The sequence below is a fragment of the Nocardia carnea NBRC 14403 genome (assembly GCF_000308515.1).
Lineage (GTDB): Bacteria > Actinomycetota > Actinomycetes > Mycobacteriales > Mycobacteriaceae > Nocardia > Nocardia carnea.
The window spans coordinates 80,117-97,331 of sequence record NZ_BAFV01000003.1 but is presented as its reverse complement, the minus strand read 5'-3'; the positions used below and the strand labels follow the sequence as shown (position 1 = coordinate 97,331).

The window sequence follows — 17,215 nt, the reverse complement described above, 5'->3', positions numbered from 1 at the left end:
ATAGCATGAATCCTCTTACCCTGCAAGATATCCAATGCCCGAACCCCGCTGAGCACCCAATTGTGACGGCCGTCGCGCCCGGCCGCGGCGACGGTGCCATTATGGGCGCCGTGGATCCCCAGGTGATCGAGATCGTTCAGAGTTCCCCGGCCTGGTGGCAGTCGTGGCTGCCGCTGCTCGGTTCGCTCGCGCTCGGTGGTGCGGCTGTGATCGCCGTACTGGTCAACAATCGGACGAACCGGGATGCGATCGCCGCCGCCGACGAGCGGGCCCAGCGGACCCTGTCCGTCGCGGCCCAGCACCAGACTGCCAGCGTTGCGCAGCAGGCCGATTCCACCCGGCGGCAGCTCGACGCCGCCCACTCCCAGGTGGAATCCGCCCATGCCGTGGCCTTGGTCCAGGCGAGCGAGCACTGGCGCCGGGACGCCGTCGCCGGCGCGGTGGCCGATTCGCTGGGTATGTCCAGCCGTATCTGTCAGGCGCTGCGCCGCGACGAGGACTGGACCGACGAACTGATCGGCGATCTGATCCACAACCTGGAAGCCGGCTCGGATCGGGCCAATGTGCTGCGGCTGGTCGGTTCGGATCCGCACTACAAGCAGTGGCGGCGGCTCGCCGATACGCTTTCCGACGTCCTGCTGTCGGCCCTCACCCTGCAGCGGAAGAAGCTGCAGGACGCGCCGCCGGAGGAGATCCGGGCGGCCCGCGACCACAAGACCCAGATGCTGGGCGAGGTACGCGTCGCCGAACGCGACCTCATCGTCGCCACCCGGGAAGAACTCGGTATCGACCCGAACTGACCTGCCCGGCAGACCGGCCGCGAAACGACCGGAGATCGGTGTCACCTGGACGATGCTGCCGTCGGCGCCGCAGGGGCTCCACCGCAATCGCCGGCGAGGCGCACCGAGGCGGCTCGTCAGTCCCGCAGTGCAGGTAGTTCGCGTAGGGCATCCCGTAGATGGCCGGCATAGATGTCCGGATCCACGACACTGGGGTCGGCGTGCACCGACAGTGTGACGGTCTCCCCCAGCCCGTGGATCCCATGGGTGAGATGCATCACCGCGCCCAGCGCGGGAAATCCGCCGGTGAATCGCACCGGCGCGCCACCGAAGGTCAGATCGGCCGGTCCCCGGTTCACGCTGGAGACCACGGTATGGCCGGTGATCTGCTCGGGAGTGCTGTCGATCGGATAATCACGGACGTCCCGGCGCAGCAGGAGCGGCGGTAGCACGGCATCGACGGCGCCCTGCGCATCGAGGAGCGGATGCCGGGCGCGCTCGCGGCGAGCGGACAGTTCCGCCGCGATCGCCGCGGCCCGGCGCCGCGCGTCGGGTTCACCGGCCGCGAGGTCCACGCCGAGGCTGCGATAGTTGTTGCGGACCCCGCGGCGCGGCGGCAGGGCCATCGGCACCTGTGCTCCCAGCCGCGTGACATCCTCACCTCTTCCCAGCAGATACCGCTCGAGTGCGATCGATACCGCCGTCAGCCCGACCACCGTGACGCTGAATCCGGGCACGTGAAACGCCTCTGCCGGGCACACCAGCATCCGTACCGCGTGCCCGGCCACCTCGGCGGGCCCGTTCAGCGGCCCGGGCGCATATCCGGGGCCCGGCGGCGGAATCCGGCCGGTAGCGGTGAGGGTCGCGAGTTCGTTCCGCGCCCGTGCGGCGGTCACACCGCGCCGGACCGTCCGGGCGACCCCTGCAGGCAACGTCACGGCGGCCCGCAATGCAGCGAGACGGACAGACACCCCCGGCGGCCTCGCGCCTTGGGACATGGGCACTCGATCTGCGCCGGGTACCGTGCCGGGTTCGCTGTCCCCCGGAGCCGCGAACTCCCGTTCCGTGGGCGCAGACCGCTCGGGGTCGACCCCCGATATCGGCTCGCTTGCTCTGGGCAGGGACCGGTCCTCGGCCGACTCCGAGTCCTCGGCACCGATAGGCCCCGCGTACCCATCTGCTGCCGTACCGGGCTTCCCCGTCTGTGACAACGGCTCCCCCGCACCGGACAGGCACTCGGTCCCGGACGACACCGGTGCGGACCCGGGCTCCGATGGCGTGGGCTCGGCGGCGAACAGGTCGCGGGCGATCCGCGAAGCACCGCGGCCGTCGACCAGTGCGTGCGATATCTGCAGCACGACAGCTGTGACCTGCGGGTCGGATACCGGACTGTCGCGGATCCCGCGGAAGATATGCAATCGCCAGGGAGATACCTGCGCGTCTACACCGGTGCCGGTCAATCGACCGAGGGCGGCGCGTAGTTCCGGCCAGTGGGGCGTGGGGAGCCGGTGCAGTTCGATGTGCTCCGCGGTGGGCTCGGCGGGAATCCACATCGGATAGGCCAGGCCGGTGGGGTCGTCGTGTAATCGGAGCCCCAGTTCCGGGACGGCGGCGCACCGTTGCAGGATTTCGGCGCGTAATGCGCCATCGGCTCGGGTGGACTCCGCGAAGCAGTAGAGCAGGAACTGGTCGTTGTGGGTTCGCCGGGACAGCCAGTACATCGTGGCGTCCGGAGCTGCCAGCGAGATCACGGCCCGACCCTAGCCGCCACCGCGACCCCTATCGCAAACAGGCAAAGGCCCCGGGCCAAGCGGACCCGGGGCCGTACTGCCTGATATCGGGATAACCTCAGGCGTCGCGGTGGTCTCCCACCGACACGCCGGACAGGAACTCGGCCCATTCGCCGGGCGCGAAGGCCAGCACCGGCCCGTTGCCGCGATCCTTGGTATCTCGGACCGCCACGTTGCCGTCTACGAGAAATGCCACCTCCACGCAGTTCCCGTCCGGGCCACTGTATGAACTTTTCCGCCACACAGCACCCGTCATATCCACCTTCACGGCACTGCACTCCTTCGCTGCGTCGATAACGATATTCGATTCCTGCATAGTTCTCGAACTAGCTGGTATCCGGTGGTGACACCGAATACTTCCGATGCACGCGCAGATAGCGAGCAAATTTCCGGTTTGCCGGGTTCGGTCTATCGGACTCGCACCTGTCCGCGAACACACCTGACGCGGTGACTCAAACCCCTTGTGAGCGGCCCCGCATGCGGAAGACTAGCAGGTTCACGGCCGATTTGCCCATATCTTGCCAACGGAACCAATAGTCTTGTCAATTCCGCTAAGATGCCCCATTGCCACGTAATTGCGGACTTATAAGGATGACTTTGCTCGAAAATATCTGAAATGGTCTGGACGAATGATCCGTAAAGGCATGACGTGATTGTTACGTGATCGCTTATTCATCCTATGTCAATCCCCCTGGCGCACACTCCGCGCGCATGGAGCGCAATGATGGCCGCATGCCCGAACGCGATCGCGACGACCAGGGACGCGCCACCAATGCCCGGCCGCGCGACCGGCTGGGACGACCACTACCACCGGGTTCGCCCGGAGTTCCGCGAGTCCCCGACGATCTGGACCTCCCGCCCCGCGAAGCGCTCGCCTACGCGCAGCAACTTCTGGACGAGGGCTTGGCCTTCAACGCCCATGAGGTCCTGGAATCGGTATGGAAGAACGGCCCGGCCGCCGAGCGCATGCTGTGGCAGGGCCTCGCGCAGTACGCGGTCGGGCTGACCCATATCCAGCGGGGCAACCCCAAGGGCGCCCGGACCCTGCTGTGCCGCGCGGTCGAGCGCATCCGGGTATTCGACCCCGCCGCCGCCGGCCACCCCGCCGGGGCACTCCCCTACGGTCTCGACGGACCGGGCCTCATCGCCCATGCCGAAGCGCTGCTGGCCGAACTGGACGAACAGATCCCGGCACGACCGGGTACACCCACCTCCCTCGCCGAACGCGCCGCGCTCATGCCCCGCCTCACCGGCGACCTACCATGACAGCGATGCCCACCGACCCCGCGCCCAGCCCGCCCGCCGCCGGCGCCGGCCGGTACGCCCCGAGCCCCTCGGGCGATCTGCATCTCGGCAACCTGCGCACCGCACTGCTGGCGTGGCTGTTCGCCCGTGGCACCGGCCGTCGCTTCGTCCTCCGCATCGACGACCTCGACCGGGTGCGCCCCGGCGCCGAAGAACGCCAACTCGGTGATCTCGCTGCCCTCGGCATCGACTGGGACGGCCCGGTACTGCATCAATCGGACCGGCTGGGGCGCTACGACGCAGCCGTCGGCCGGCTCACCGAAGCCGGTCTGACCTACGAATGCTTCTGCACCAGGAGAGAGATCCATCAGGCCGCCACCGCCCCGCACGGCCCGCAGGGCGCCTACCCGGGTACCTGCCGCGAACTCACCCCGGCCGAACGCGACGCCCGTCGCGCCGCCGGCCGCCCGGCCGCACTCCGGTTGCGGGCGGCCCGCCCCGATTTCGAGATCACCGATCGCCTGCACGGACGCTACCGCGGTCCGGTGGACGATCTCGTGCTCCGCCGCGGCGACGGGATCCCGGCATACAACCTGACCGTCGTGGTCGACGACGCCGAACACGGTATCGACCAAGTGGTGCGCGGCGACGATCTGCTGCCCTCCACCCCGCGGCAGGCCTACCTGGCCACCCTCCTCGGCCTGCCGGTGCCCGAGTACGCACACGTCCCGCTGGTGCTGAACACGGCCGGACAGCGGCTGGCCAAACGTGACGGCGCGGTCACCCTCGCCGATCGGCGCCACCACGGCGACTCCGTGCGCGATGTGGTCGCACTGTTGGCTACCTCACTGGGATTGTCGGGCGACAGCGCGGAGGAACTGCTCACCGGATTCGATCCCGGCCGGCTGCCGCGAACCCCGTGGATACTGGACCCCGACAGCTTGGTGTGCACGGCCGGCGGTCCGTAATCTGGCCTGCGACCGGGTCTTTACGATTTTCGAGTGCAGGCAGGCGAAATGACCAGTGGCGGGTACGACCCCAGCAACCACCCCCAGGCCGGGCAGCCGTACGGGCAGCCGCCGCAGTACGGCGCTCCCGGCCCATATGCGCCGCCGCCGGGTCCGCCCGGACAGCAGCCGCCGCCTCCGCAGCCCTACGGGCACCAGCCCCCGCCGCCGCCACAGAACGAGCGGCCTCTGTATCAGCAGACCGTGCACCCGCAGGCGCAGTACGGCGGCCACCGATACGGTCAGTTCGATCCCGCCTTCGGTGTACCGGGCAAGGTGTGGCCTCGATTCACCGCCCGGCTGATCGACAATCTCATCGTCGGACTCCCGCTGGCGATCCTGCTGAATTTCATCATCATGCCGAATATGAGTGGTCTGTCCGGTATGTCGGTCAGCTACGCGATCGTCTTCGCCGCCATCCTGCTGTACTTCGTGCTGATGGAGAGCCGGACCGGCGCGACACTGGGCAAGAGGATCATCGGACTCAAGGTCGTGGCCCCCAACGGCGCACCCACCGTACCGCCGCTGGCGTCCTTGAAACGCAATGTCTACCTGGCCGTATCGATTATCCCGTGCCTCGGCTGGCTGGCCGGGCTCGCGCTGATGATCTACATGGCCGCCACCATGGACAAGGACCCCAACAAACAGGGGTGGCACGACAAACTCGCCGGCGGAACCCACGTTCTGGAGGCTTGAGCCGACCGGCTAGGACGCGGCGAAGATCAGCACCATGTACAGGACCCACAGCACGATCCAGGCGACACCGACCCAGATCCCGGCCAGCGCCATACCGCGTCCCTGCTGACCGTTGTCCCGGATCTGGCCGAGCGCGATCACGCCCATGATGATTCCGGCAATGGCCCCGATACCGCAGCCGATACCCACCAGCGAAGCGATCAGCGACGCGATCGCCAACCCGTTGGTGCCCCCGTGGGCTGCCGGGTAGCCGTAGGGCTGGTATCCCATCGGATATCCCGGCCCGGGGGGCGTGCCGGGATACGACGGATTCGCGGGGTACGAGGGATTCGCCGGGTACGCGGGCATCGCCGGATAAGGGTTGGCCTGCGGAGCCGGCCCGGGCGGCACCCCGTACGTCGGGGGCGCGGGCGGCGGCATGGGAGCGGGCGCCGGGGACGAGGGGTACGACGGGTAACTGGACGGTTCACCCGCGGACGGTTGTGCGTTCGCAGGATCCGACGATACGCCCGACCCCCCGTACTGCTTCCACCATTCGTCGGAGTTGCCGGGGTTCGTCATGTTCTACACCCTATTCGAGAGTTTGATTGGATAGCCGGGTGGAAGACTCCAACAACCCCCCGTTATCCGGCAAGTCTGGACACCCCGCGCCCGTTCACGTGGCATTCGCCCAGGTGGCGCGGGGGTACTACACGCCGATCGTCGTATTGTTCACCGCCACACTGCTCATCTCCAATATCTGCGCGACCAAGGGCGTGCAGTTCTTCTCCGGCAGTTCGCTGAGCCTGGGCCCCCTGGAGGTCCTGCCCATCACCACCGACGCCGCGTTCTTCCTGTTCCCCCTGGCCTACGTTCTCGGTGACGTGCTGAGCGAGGTCTACGGTTTCCGGGCCACCCGGCATGCCGTGTTCTACGGTTTCACCGCCCTGCTCGTCATGGTGGTGTGCTTCGCCGTCGCGATCCATTTGCCGCCGGCGGTGTTCTACGAGAACCAGGAGGCGTTCCGCAGCGTTATCGGCACCACGCCGCAACTGGTGGCGGCCGGGCTCGCGGGCTATGTCGTGGGCCAGCTGCTCAACTCCGCGACCCTGGTGCTGATCAAGGAACGCACCCGCGAGAAGTACCTGTGGGCCCGCCTGATCGGTTCGACGGTAGTGGGTGAACTCGCCGACACCCTGATCTTCTGCTCCATCGCCGCCACCGCGATCGGAATCGACAGCTGGGGTCAGTTCGCCAACTACGTGATCATCGGTTTCCTGTGGAAAACCCTGGTCGAAATCCTGATGCTCCCGATCACCTACCGGGTCATCGGCCTGCTCAAAAAGCACGAACCCACCTACGCCCCCCGTGAAACCACCCCCCTGCGTTCCTGACCCGGATAGTCCAGACCATGGGCCCGGGGCCCCTGGTCTGGACCGACGGAGCGAGGGAGGAAAGACCAGGGATTGACAGGCCCCCACACTCGAGCTGCGAAGCGTCTCCAAAATCACAGCCCCACCCCTTCGCGAACGGTCCACCCGCTTATCCGTCCTGCTGTGCGTTCACCTTCCCCGGGTGGGGCCCGCCCGGTTCTGGAGCGACGGAGCGGGGGAGCGAAGCGGAGGAGTGAAGAACCGGGCCCGACAGGGCCCCACCCTCGAGACGCGGAGCGTCTCCAAAATTACAGATCAAGGCGCCTTGATCCGCCCTTGCCAGCGCCCCATCGTCTCCGCCCGGAACTCGTCGAAATACCCGCCATCGATACTGGCCCGGATCCGGTCGACCAGCCGAATGGTGAACCGCTCGTTGTGGATCGTGCACAGCGTCGAAGCCAGCATCTCTTTGGCTTTGAACAGGTGGTGGATATAGGCGCGGGTGTAGTGCGCGCAGGTGTAGCAGTCGCACGTGTCGTCGATCGGAGTGAAATCCCGTTTGAACCGCAGGGTATCGATATTGAACCGGCCGGCCTCCACGTAGATTCCGCCGTTGCGACCCACACGGGAGGGGTTCACACAGTCGAAGGTGTCCGCACCCGCCTCGATCGCGGCGAACATATCCTCCGGTTCGCTGATCCCCAGCATATGACGCGGTTTGTCCTCGGGCAGCTCGTCACAGCACCAGCCGACGATGGTGCCGAGGTTGTGTTTCTCCAATGCGCCGCCGATACCGTAGCCGTCGAAATCGGTGCCCTCGGCGCCGCGGATTTCGGCGAGGTCCCGGGAAGCCTTGCGTCGCAGGTCCTCGTACTGCGCGCCCTGCACCACCGCGAACAGCGCCTGATAGGGCCGGTGCGTGCGCGCGGCGGTGAGCCGTTCGTGCTCATCGATGCAGCGCTGCGCCCACTGATGGGTCCGCTGTACCGATTTCTCCTGGTACCCGCGGGTGTTCATCAGAGTGGTGAGTTCGTCGAAGGCGAACATGATGTCGGCGCCCAGCTGATGCTGGATACCCATCGACACCTCGGGCGTGAACCGGTGTTTCGACCCGTTCAGATGCGACCGGAAGGTGACCCCCTCGTCGTCCACGGTGGCCAGCCGTTCCTTACCCTTGGCGATCACGTCGTCGTTCTGTATGTCGACGGTTTCCATCGCCAGCACCTTCTTGAACCCGACGCCCAGCGACATCACCTGGAAACCGCCGCTGTCGGTGAAGGTGGGGCCGGGCCAGTTCATGAACGCCGCGAGGCCGCCGGCCTCGTCGACGATATCGGGGCCGGGTTGCAGATACAGGTGGTAGGCGTTGGCCAGCAGGGCCTGCGCCCCGAGGTCGCCCATCGCTTCGGGCAGCACGGCTTTCACCGTCGCCTTGGTCCCCACCGGGATGAAGGCGGGCGTGGCGACGGCACCGTGCGGGGTCTGGATCACTCCCGTCCGGCCGTTCCGGCCGTCGAGGCGGGTACCGATACTGAAGGAGAAGCCGGGGCTGTCGGACACGCCGCTATCCTCGCAGGCAGCGTTCATGGGGCGGAGCGAGGGCCCTCCCTGATCATGCTTCGCCACCGCATCCCGCGCCTGACTCGCTCAGGCCCGGGATCAAGCCTCCACCGCGGCTGCCGCGAACTGCGCGTTGTAGAGGCGGTAGTACGCCGCCTGCCGGGCCAGCAGCTCCTCGTGGGTGCCCTGTTCGACGATATGGCCGTCCTCCATCACCACGATCAGGTCGGCGTCGCGGATGGTGGAGAGCCGGTGGGCGATGACGAAACTGGTGCGATCACGGCGCAGTTCCGCGGTGGCCTGCTGCACCAGAAGTTCGGTGCGGGTGTCGACGGAACTGGTGGCCTCGTCCAGCACCAGAATGGTGGGTTTGGCGAGGAACGCGCGCGCAATCGTGATCAGCTGTTTTTCCCCCGCGCTGACCCCGGTGCCCTCCTCGTCGATCACGGTGTCGTACCCGGCGGGCAGCGAATGCACGAAGCGGTCCACGTAGGCGGCACGGGCGGCGGCGAGGATATCGGCGTCGCTCGCGTCCGGATCGCCGTAGGCGATGTTCTCCTTGATGGTGCCCTTGAACAGCCAGGCGTCCTGCAACACCATGCCGATCCGGGAACGGAGCCTGTCACGGCTGATATCGGTGATATCGATCCCGTCGATGCTGATCGTCCCGGAATCGAGTTCGTAGAACCGCAGTAGCAGATTGACCAGCGTGGTCTTTCCGGCACCGGTGGGCCCGACGATCGCCACCACGTGCCCCGGTTCGGCTACCAGCGAAAGGTCGTCGATCACCGGGGTCTGCGGTTCGTACCGGAAGGAGACGTCGGCGAATTCCACCCGCCCACGCTCGGCGGGCGCGGCGGGCTCGGCCGCCGGGTCCGGGCTCTGTTCCTCGGCGTCCAGGATTTCGAAGATCCGCTCGGCCGAGGCCACACCCGACTGCAGCAGATTCGCCATGGCACCGATTTGTGTGAGCGGCTGGCTGAACTGGCGCGAGTACTGGATGAACGCCTGCACCTCGCCCAGCGACAGCTGGCCGGAGGCGACCCGCAGGCCGCCGATCAGCGCGACCAGCACGTAGTTCAGGTTCCCCAGGAACATCGACGACGGCATGATCAGCCCGGAGATGAACTGTGCCTTGAAGCTGGACTGGTACAGATGCTCGTTGCGCTCGTCGAACGCGGCGCCGACCTGCTTGCTGCGACCGAACGCGGTGACGATCTCGTGCCCGGTGTAGGCCTCTTCCACCTGGGCGTTCACGAGTCCGGTGTACCTCCACTGGTCCACGAAATGCGGTTTGGACCGTTTGGCGATCTGCGCCGTCACGATGATCACCGCGGGCACTGTGAGCAGGGCGATCAGCGCGAGTATCCAGGAGATCCAGAACATCATCCCGAGAATGCCGAGCACAGTGAGCAGTGACACGAGCAGCTGGCTCATCGTTTGCTGCAGGCTCTGCGAGATGTTGTCCACATCGTTGGTGACGCGGCTGAGCACATCGCCGCGGGGTGCGGAATCGAAATAGCTCAGCGGCAGCCGGTGGATCTTGTCCTCTACATCTGCGCGCAACCGTTTGATGGTGCGGTTGATCAGATTGTTGAGCAGGTACGCCTGCAACCAACCGAACAGCGCGGCGCCCAGATACAACACCAGCACCAGGGTCAGTACCCGGCCGACGGCGTCGAAGTCGATCCCGGCGCCCGGTACGACCGCCATCCCCGACAGCATGTCGGCGAAGGTGTCCTGCCCCTGCGCGCGTAGTCCGGCGATGGCTTCTTCCTTGCTCAGCCCCGCGGGCAGCTGCCGGCCGACCACACCGTCGAAGATCAGGTTGGTGGCTTTGCCCAGCAGGTAGGGGCCCGCGATATTGAGCACCACCGAGACGACGCCGAGGGCGATGATGACCGCCACCAGCACGCGTTCCGGCGCGAGCCTGCCCACCAGCCGTTTCAGCGAAGGCTTGAACGATTTCGGTTTCGTATCCGGGGCGCCCGGCGTACCCGGTCTCATCGCGCTTCCTCCACACTCAGCTGGGATTCCACGATCTCCCGGTATTCGGCGCAATCGCGGACCAGCTGATCGTGGGTGCCGAGACCGACCATGGCGCCGTCCTCGAGTACCACGATCTGGTCGGCGTCGCGGATGGTGGCGATCCGCTGGGCCACGATGATCACCGCGGCGTTCGCCGTTTCCGGCCGCAGGGCCGCCCGCAGCCGCGCGTCGGTGGCGACGTCGAGTGCGGAGAAGGAATCGTCGAACAGGTACACCCGCGGCCTGCGCACCAGGGCGCGGGCGATGGCCAGCCGTTGCCGCTGCCCGCCCGAGACCGTGGTGCCGCCCTGCGCCACCGGTGTTTCCAGCCCCTGTGGCATGGCCCGGACGAAGTCGGCGGCCTGGGCGATCTCCAGGCAACGCCACAGTTCCTCGTCGCTTGCGTCCGGATCGCCGTACCGCAGATTGCTCGCCACGGTGCCGGAGAACAGATAACCCTTCTGCGGTACCAGCGCGATCCGGGTTCGCAGCTCGTGCAGGTCGAGGTCGCGGATATCGGTGCCACCGAGCAGGACGGCGCCTTCGGTGGCGTCCATGAGCCGCGGGATCAGGTTCAGCAGGGTGGTTTTACCCGCACCGGTCGATCCGACGACGGCGGTGGTCTGCCCGGGTTCCACCCGGAAGTCGATAGTGCGCAGTACCGGCTGTTCGGCGCCCGGGTAGCTGAATCCGGCGTCGCGCACCTGCACCTGGGCGGGGTCGCCCCGGAACGGCTGCGGATGCTCGGGTGAGCGCACCGAGGATTCGGTGTTCAGGACCTCGGAGATCCGGTCCGCCGAGACCGCGGCGCGCGGCGCCATCATGGCCAGGAACGAGGCCATCATGACCGCCATCAGGATCTGCATGATGTAGGACAGCAGCGCTGTCAGCGATCCGATCTGCATCTCGCCGGCGTCGATCGCTTTACCGCCGAACCAGATCACGGCAACCGAGGTGACGTTGCTGATCAACATGACGACCGGGAACATCAGCGCCATCAACCGGCCGACCCGCACCGAGATATCGGTGAGTTCGGTATTGGCCACGTCGAAACGCCAGACCTCGAGCCGTTCACGGACGAACGCGCGCACTACCCGGATACCGGTGATCTGCTCGCGCAACACCCGGTTGACCTCGTCGAGCCGAGTCTGCATCAGGCGGAACGCGGGCACCATCCGGGCGATGATCAAACCCATGCTCAACGCCAGCGCGGGCACCGCGATCAGCAGCAGCCAGGACAGGCCCAGATCCTCGCGCAGTGCCATCACGATGCCGCCGACGCACATGATCGGTGCCATCACCGCCACCGTCGAGGCCATGACGACGAGCAACTGCACCTGCTGCACATCGTTGGTGTTACGGGTGATCAGCGACGGCGCACCGAACATTCCCACTTCACGGGCCGAGAAGGTGTTCACCCGGTGCAACAGCGCGGCACGCAGATCACGACCCGCGCCCATCGCGGCCTGCGCGGCGAGCAGTACCGAAGAGGCCGATGCGACGATCTGAACTCCCGATACGGCCAGCATCCGCAGGCCGGCGGTCCAGATGTAGCCGATATCGCCCTTGGTGATGCCCTCGTCGATCAGATCGGCGTTGAGGCTGGGCAGATACAGCATCGCGATCACTGAGATCAGCTGCAGCACCACGATCCCGGCCAGCTGTTTCCGGTACGGGACGAGGAAGTCGCGGAGCAGTCTGATCAGCATGATGACCGAACGCTACCGTCTGGTTTTGCGGATCGCCCGGCAATTTCGGGCGGGTCCGGTGGAGCCGGATCGCTGGGGTCGCGGCGAGCCCAGGCGCCGGGGTCGGCGGTGAGGTCCACCACGAAATCCGGTAGTGCGCCGTCGGCGATATCGGCCAGCGTCACGTTCTCCAGGACAGCCCGGATGTTCACCCGTAACGCGATCCATACCTGCTGCAGCGGTTCGGCCGCGCCCGGATACCGCACCTCCTCGGGACGCAGTCCGCGCACCGATGCGAGGGGTCCCTCGACCGCGCGGATCACATCGGCGATCGAGATGGCGTGCGCCGGGCGGGCCAGCCGATAGCCACCGTCGGGACCGCGCCGGCTCGTCACCAGTCCCGCCCGGCGCAGCTCGGCGAGCACGCTCTCCAGCACTTTGGGCGCAATCTGCTGACCGGCCGCGATGGCCTCCGCCTTCACGGCCGTGGCCTGATCGGCTGCCGTGATCTCGAGCAGTGTGCGCACGGCATGATCCACCTTCGCGGTGATGTGCACGACCAACCTGACCTTTCACTCCGCCAGCGCCGCGAGCGCGGCGTCCAGCAGCGTCGACTCCACCACATCATCCCCCGTGTCCGGTGCGATCTCGCTCGAAATCAGGGCGACGGTCACCACCTCCATGGCCGCACTGGCCCGCAGCAGCTGTACCGGTGTGGGATCGGGGCCGGCCAGCCAGTTGCGGACGACCTTGTGAGCGTCCACGATCACCGGATACTGATCGGCCACCGCGTTGACGATGGCCACCGCGTTGCGGACCATCATTTCCCCGGCATCCCGGTTCCGGATCATGGCCCGGATATAACGGCGCAGCACCGCGCGACGGCCCTCGGCGTCGGGTGCCGGCATCGCTTCGACCTCGTCGGCCATCGCGCGTAGTTCGTCCAGTAGCGGGTTGATGACGGCGACCAGTAGGTCGAGTTTCGACGAATAGTGATAGTAGAGCGACGGTTTTGTGATTCCGACCGCATCTGCCACTTCCCGCAGGCTGGTCTGCTCGAAACCCTTGTTCACGAACAGTCGCACGGCGGCGTCCAGGATCGCCTTCTTGGTGTCCCGACCTGCGGTAACGTGTTGGTCAGTTCGCTGATTCGCCATGCTCGGTCCTCTCGTTCTCCCGGCCGCCGGGCGCGGTAGGCCGCCGGAAGTCGAGCTTGTTCCTCCGTTTAACCTACCGGTAGCCTACCTACCGTACGGTAGATAAAAGGCGTCCACTGTGTAGGCGGATCCATACCGATCACGCGACCCGAGGCACAGTCTCCCCCGCGCGATCCCGTCCGCGAAACGACGCCGGCCGTCAGTTCGTCACAGCAGAAGCACATACGACCAAACCGTTTCGGCCTCGCCTAGGAGAAATCCCTCGTGTCCGTATTCCTGTACAGATGGGGAAAGTTCGCTTTCCGCCGGAAATGGATAGTCCTGCCCGTATGGGCACTGATACTGGTCCTACTCGGCGGGGCCGCGGGTGCGCTGGCCAAACCGTTCCAGGACAGCTTCGAGATGCCGGGCCTGCCCTCGGAACGGGCCACGGCCATCCTCGAAGAACATATGCCGCAGATGGCCTCGATGTTCAGCATCGACGCCGTCACCGGGCAATATGTCATCGCCGCACCGAACGGCACGCTGACCGACGAGCCCAATATGACGGCACTGGACGCACTGGTCCAGCGGCTGAACGAACTCGATATCGTCGACCACAGCGAACCGGTCGTCAACCCGGTCACCGCGACCGCGATGATGCCGGCCAGCCAGGAGGCCGCCGCGGAACAGGCCGCGGCAGCGGCCGGTCTCGAACCCGGCCGGGCCCCGCCCATGCCGGAACCGAACTGCCTCGACGGTCAGAACTCTCCTGACTTCAAAGCTTTGTGCGGTGGCGCCCCGCTGAATGTGCTCAGCGAAGACCGGCCGCAAACCGTCGCCGTGATCGACGTGAGGTTCACGATGCCGACCTTCGCCGACGTCACCGAGGAACATCGGCAGGCCGCCGAGGCCATCGCCCAGGAAGGCCGTAACGCCGGGCTCACCGTCGAGATGAGCGGCGCCATCGCGCAGACCCAGCCCGAATCGGGACAGGCCGAGATGATCGGTATCGGGGTCGCGCTGATCGTCATGATCATCGCCTTCGGCGCCATCGTGGCCGCGTTCGTCCCCATCGTCACCGGGATCGTCGGCGTCGCCTCTGCGGGCGCCCTCATCCTGACCGGTACCGCGCTGACCGAGGTCCCGACGTTCACGCCGATCCTGGCGTCGATGATCGGGCTGGCCCTGTCCATCGACTACGCCCTGTTCATCGTGTCCCGGTACAAACACGAACTCGTCGTCCAGGATTCACCGGAGGAAGCCGCGGGTGTCGCGGTGGGCACCGCCGGTTCGGCCGTCGTCTTCGCCGGGCTGACCGTGGTGGTCGCACTGCTCGGCCTGTCCGTGGTCGGGATCAGCTTCCTCACCGCGATGGGTATCGGCGGCGCCATCGCTGCCGGGTTCGCCGTACTCGCGGCCACCACCCTGATGCCGGCCCTGCTCGGCGCGCTCGGTAAATCGCTGTTCAAACCGAAACTGCCGCTGATTGCCCAGCACGACCCCGAAGACGACACCTCGGTCACCAACGGGATGCGTTTCGCGCGGCTCATCGCCCGGGTACCGGTGCTCACGCTGATCATCAGTGCGATCGTCCTCGGCGCGCTGGCCGCCCCGGCGGCCCAGCTCAGCCTCGGCCTGCCCGGCGGCGACAGCATGCCGGAGGACTCCTCGGTCCGGAAGGCCTACGAACTGCAGACCGCGGGCTTCGGCGAAGGCAAGAACGGCATGCTCGTGGTCGCGGTCGATCTGTCCGAAACCCCCGCCGACCAGCGCGATGCCGCACTGACCGCATTGCGCGATCAACTGGCGGGCTACGACGGCGTGGATTACCTCAGCGTCGCGCAGCCCAGCCAGGACGGACAGGCCGCGCTGTTCCAGGTGGTTCCCGAATCCGGGCCCAACAGTGCGGAAACGCAGGATCTGGTCGAACACGCCCGCGATGCCGAAGCCGCGCTACAGGATCAGTACGGCATGGAATACGGCATCACCGGCCAGACGGCCATCTACGCCGATGTCAACAGCGTGCTGCTCGACAGCATCATCCCGTACATGGCCATCGTCGCGGTGGCGGCGTTCATCCTGCTGCTGCTGGTGTTCCGGTCGATCCTGGTGCCACTCACCGCCGCGCTCGGCTTCCTGCTCTCGATGGCCGCGACCTTCGGGGTCACGGTGCTGATCTTCCAGGAGGGCGCCTTCGGCCTGGTCGACGACACCCATCCGATCATCAGCTTCCTACCCATCGTGCTGATCGGCCTGGTATTCGGCCTGGCCATGGACTACCAGGTGTTCCTGGTGACCCGGATGCGCGAGGAATACGTGCGCGGCAAGGAACCGAAACAGGCCATGGTCGACGGCTACCATCACGGCGCCCGCGTGGTCGCCGCGGCGGCCGTCATCATGATCTCGGTCTTCGGCGGTTTCATGCTCTCGCCCGACATCACCTCCAAATCCATGGGCTTCGCACTGGCAGCGGGCGTTTTCTTCGACGCCTTCCTGGTGCGGATGGTGCTGATCCCGTCACTGCTGGTACTGCTCGGCAAATGGGCCTGGTGGATGCCGGCCTGGCTGGACCGGATCCTGCCCGATATCGACGTCGAAGGGACGAAGCTGCGCGAACTGCAGCAACGCGCCAAGACGAAGGCCGTCGAGGAACCTGCCGGGGTCTGATCCAGGCGTTACGCAACCGGCCGGCACCCGCACAGGTGCCGGCCGGTTCTGCTTTGTACGGGCCGACCGGCGTCTATCGCTGGGTGCCCGCAGTACCCACACAAGACCGCCCGGCAGCGCGCTGCGCCGCATCCCCACCGCCGCAGGTCGGCGGCGGCCGACGTCCATCGGCTGCCCTGAATCAGCCGGGCACCCGCCCGTCCCAGCAGTAGCCGGGCACACGGCTCAACACCAGCCGGGCGTGCACCGGACACCGACACCGCGGACACCGTTGTCCAGCGCGAGCAGCGTGTGCCGGGTCAGCGCCAATCGGGCAGCTGCGGGAGCTCCGCGGGCAGCGTCTCGTCCGCACCGCGTCCCAGTAGCCAGGCCAGCAGCGATGCAGCCGGTGCCGCCACCTTCCTGCGCGGGTCACCGGTGCCGACGGTCGCGCCGAAACCGGTATCGGTTGCCTGGATTTCGAACGGTTGCGCATCCGGGCGCGCGCCCAGATCGGCGGCGACCTCGGCGAGCAGTTCCGCCACGAAATCCGCCGGCCAATCTGCCGGGGTGTAGCCGGCATTCAGATCCACATGGTGGATCCGCAGCTCCTGCAACCGCATCCAGGGAATCCGGTGCGCCGGTAACGGCCGCCCCTGCCGCGTGCGAACCTCCACCTGCCACTGCTCGGCAGTCGGCACCCGCGCCATCCCGATCAACCGATCCGCCGATTCCACCAGGTCGGCCCGCTGTTCGGCGAGCGGACGCGAGGCACCCAGTTCGATATCGGCATCGCGCAGCGTGGTACTCGCATACTGCGGTGTCTCCACTCCGGTATGCGCCCAGAGCAGCAGATTGACGAGGCTGTCGGCATTACGCGAGATATGCGCGAGTACATGCCCCCTGGTCCAGCCCGGAAGCGCGGACGCGTCGGCGAGCGACGCATCGTCGAGTGTGTCTACGGTGGCGAGCAATTCGGTGGTCGCCGCGGCGACCTCCGCCATACGGCTGGTGAGCGATTCGATCAGATCCCTGGGCACGACACCGACCCTAATGCCGCGTCCCCGGCCTTCTACAAGAGTCTGGAACCTGGACCACCAGACCACGGGGATCGCGGCGCGCCCCAGCGCCCCGCGATCGAGCACCTCTGGGCGCCACGGGCCGTGGTCCCTCTGGTCGGCACAAGGCGATAACAGCGATCTCCCGGCTCTTTCCAGAAGCGCGGGCAACGCCGCCCCGCGCAGCCGCCGCCGGGAGTTGTACCCACCTCAGCGGCGGGAATTCC

The 17,215-nt window shown here is 66.8% G+C and carries 15 protein-coding genes; 6 read left to right on the top strand and 9 right to left on the bottom strand.

Features of this window, described 5'->3' with window-relative positions; translation table 11 throughout:
• Window positions 1-122 precede the first annotated feature (122 nt).
• Window positions 123-800, top strand: a complete 678-nt coding sequence (locus ON22_RS01000) for a hypothetical protein (protein ID WP_156052272.1) — start codon at window positions 123-125, stop codon at window positions 798-800.
• Window positions 801-916: 116 nt separating this feature from the next.
• On the opposite strand, the gene ON22_RS34325 is transcribed toward ON22_RS01000, so the two are convergent.
• Window positions 917-2,530 (bottom strand): wax ester/triacylglycerol synthase domain-containing protein, encoded by a 1,614-nt coding sequence (locus tag ON22_RS34325; RefSeq protein ID WP_051743113.1) that lies wholly within the window; start codon window positions 2,528-2,530, stop codon window positions 917-919.
• Between the two features lie 97 nt (window positions 2,531-2,627).
• Window positions 2,628-2,825: a DUF397 domain-containing protein gene (locus ON22_RS00985; protein WP_033244465.1), complete on the bottom strand. Its 198-nt coding sequence runs from the start codon at window positions 2,823-2,825 to the stop codon at window positions 2,628-2,630.
• A gap of 476 nt (window positions 2,826-3,301) precedes the next feature.
• Here ON22_RS00985 and ON22_RS00980 point away from each other — a divergent pair, with 476 nt between their 5' ends.
• From ON22_RS00980 to ON22_RS00970, 3 genes are read left to right on the top strand one after another with little or no spacing between them, the layout of a single operon-like run.
• Window positions 3,302-3,835 (top strand): DUF309 domain-containing protein, encoded by a 534-nt coding sequence (locus ON22_RS00980; protein ID WP_081595233.1) that lies wholly within the window; start codon window positions 3,302-3,304, stop codon window positions 3,833-3,835.
• Window positions 3,832-4,782 (top strand): tRNA glutamyl-Q(34) synthetase GluQRS, encoded by a 951-nt coding sequence (gluQRS, locus tag ON22_RS00975; protein WP_051157027.1) that lies wholly within the window; start codon window positions 3,832-3,834, stop codon window positions 4,780-4,782. The genes ON22_RS00980 and gluQRS overlap by 4 nt, the downstream gene beginning before the upstream one ends.
• A 33-nt stretch (window positions 4,783-4,815) precedes the next feature.
• Window positions 4,816-5,517 (top strand): RDD family protein, encoded by a 702-nt coding sequence (locus ON22_RS00970; RefSeq protein WP_231508533.1) that lies wholly within the window; start codon window positions 4,816-4,818, stop codon window positions 5,515-5,517.
• 9 nt (window positions 5,518-5,526) lie between these two features.
• Here the strand turns inward: ON22_RS00970 and ON22_RS00965 are convergent, their stop codons facing one another.
• The gene (locus tag ON22_RS00965; RefSeq protein WP_033243881.1) at window positions 5,527-6,078 is read right to left on the bottom strand and encodes a DUF4190 domain-containing protein; all 552 of its coding nucleotides are present in this window, start codon (window positions 6,076-6,078) and stop codon (window positions 5,527-5,529) included.
• 98 nt (window positions 6,079-6,176) lie between these two features.
• Between ON22_RS00965 and ON22_RS00960 the strand changes: the two genes are divergently transcribed.
• Entirely contained in the window at window positions 6,177-6,890 is a 714-nt protein-coding gene (locus ON22_RS00960) for a queuosine precursor transporter (RefSeq protein WP_051157025.1), read from the top strand.
• Between the two features lie 294 nt (window positions 6,891-7,184).
• Here ON22_RS00960 and tgt read toward each other — a convergent pair whose 3' ends face one another.
• From tgt to ON22_RS00935, 5 genes are all read right to left on the bottom strand, one after another.
• Window positions 7,185-8,456, bottom strand: a complete 1,272-nt coding sequence (tgt, locus tag ON22_RS00955) for a tRNA guanosine(34) transglycosylase Tgt (protein WP_051157024.1) — start codon at window positions 8,454-8,456, stop codon at window positions 7,185-7,187.
• A 72-nt stretch (window positions 8,457-8,528) separates the two neighbouring features.
• On the bottom strand, window positions 8,529-10,436 hold the full coding sequence (locus ON22_RS00950; protein ID WP_033243879.1) for an ABC transporter ATP-binding protein: 1,908 nt from the start codon (window positions 10,434-10,436) through the stop codon (window positions 8,529-8,531).
• Entirely contained in the window at window positions 10,433-12,166 is a 1,734-nt protein-coding gene (locus ON22_RS00945; RefSeq protein WP_033243878.1) for an ABC transporter ATP-binding protein, read from the bottom strand. The genes ON22_RS00950 and ON22_RS00945 overlap by 4 nt, the downstream gene beginning before the upstream one ends.
• Window positions 12,160-12,702, bottom strand: coding sequence for an RrF2 family transcriptional regulator (locus ON22_RS00940; protein WP_051157023.1), 543 nt, complete (start codon window positions 12,700-12,702; stop codon window positions 12,160-12,162). Before ON22_RS00940 ends, ON22_RS00945 begins: the two co-directional genes overlap by 7 nt.
• Window positions 12,703-12,717: 15 nt before the next feature.
• Window positions 12,718-13,302 carry a TetR/AcrR family transcriptional regulator gene (locus ON22_RS00935; protein WP_033243877.1) on the bottom strand — a complete coding sequence of 195 codons (585 nt, stop codon included), beginning with the start codon at window positions 13,300-13,302 and terminating at the stop codon, window positions 12,718-12,720.
• Window positions 13,303-13,566: 264 nt separating this feature from the next.
• Here ON22_RS00935 and ON22_RS00930 point away from each other — a divergent pair, with 264 nt between their 5' ends.
• Window positions 13,567-15,951, top strand: a complete 2,385-nt coding sequence (locus ON22_RS00930) for an MMPL family transporter (protein WP_033243876.1) — start codon at window positions 13,567-13,569, stop codon at window positions 15,949-15,951.
• A 299-nt stretch (window positions 15,952-16,250) separates the two neighbouring features.
• On the opposite strand, the gene ON22_RS00925 is transcribed toward ON22_RS00930, so the two are convergent.
• On the bottom strand, window positions 16,251-16,970 hold the full coding sequence (locus tag ON22_RS00925; RefSeq protein WP_231508532.1) for a maleylpyruvate isomerase family mycothiol-dependent enzyme: 720 nt from the start codon (window positions 16,968-16,970) through the stop codon (window positions 16,251-16,253).
• Window positions 16,971-17,215 lie beyond the last annotated feature (245 nt).